Raw genomic sequence first — 1,011 nt, forward strand, 5'->3', positions numbered from 1 at the left:
GCAACGCTGCGGTGAATACGTTCCCGGGTCTTGTACACACCGCCCGTCAAGTCATGAAAGTCGGTAACACCTGAAGCCGGTGGCCTAACCCTTGTGGAGGGAGCCGTCGAAGGTGGGATCGGTAATTAGGACTAAGTCGTAACAAGGTAGCCGTACCGGAAGGTGCGGCTGGATCACCTCCTTTCTAAGGAGCATCTGACTCTTCGGAGTCCAGAACCCAGATCGAAGACGTTCGTTCTTCGCTGGGAGCTCATGGGTGGAACATTTGACATGGTGAGAAGGAAGAAGCTCTCGCTTAGTACACCGCTTGCGGTGGGAACGGGGAGGGTTTCGGATGTCGCACTTGCACGCTGTTGGGTCCTGAGGGACCGGATGCGATCTTCGGATCGTTTCTGTACCTCTGGGCCTCTTGTTGTTTCCCCTGTGGGGGTGGCGAGAAGGGGTACCGCCCGTACTTTGAGAACTACACAGTGGACGCGAGCATCTTGCAGCCGGCTTCGGTCGGTTGCACAAGATGATCTTAAAGATCATTAGTCAATTTCATGCCAGGCCTTTGGGTCTGGTGTCGATTCTGATTCAAACTCATGTGATTTCAAGTTTTTAAGAGCAAACGGTGGATGCCTTGGCATCTGGAGCCGAAGAAGGACGTAGCAATCTGCGATAAGCCTCGGGGAACTGATAAGCAAGTTTTGATCCGAGGGTGTCCGAATGGGGAAACCCCGCTGGGCGGCGTGCCGACCTAGTGACTCCCGCCTGAATATATAGGGCGGGTAGAGGGAACGTGGGGAAGTGAAACATCTCAGTACCCACAGGAAGAGAAAGCAACCGCGATTCCGTTAGTAGTGGCGAGCGAAACCGGAACAGGCTAAACCTAGCGTGTGTGATAGCCGGCAGGCGTTGCACGTTGGGGGTTGTGGGACTTTTCAGTCATCTCTGCCGAGATGGCGGCGTTACACGATGGTATAGACGAACGGTCTTGAAAGGCCGGTCATAGAGGGTGCCAACCCCGTA

At 54.7% G+C, this 1,011-nt stretch carries 2 rRNA genes; both read left to right on the forward strand.

Features of this window, described 5'->3' with window-relative positions:
* A 16S ribosomal RNA gene (locus tag ACIPXC_RS35060) occupies nt 1-184 on the forward strand; the annotation flags it as partial.
* A 406-nt stretch (nt 185-590) separates the two neighbouring features.
* A 23S ribosomal RNA gene (locus tag ACIPXC_RS35065) occupies nt 591-1,011 on the forward strand; the annotation flags it as partial.

It is taken from the genome of Streptomyces sp. NPDC090021, assembly GCF_044748225.1.
Classification (GTDB): Bacteria; Actinomycetota; Actinomycetes; order Streptomycetales; family Streptomycetaceae; genus Streptomyces.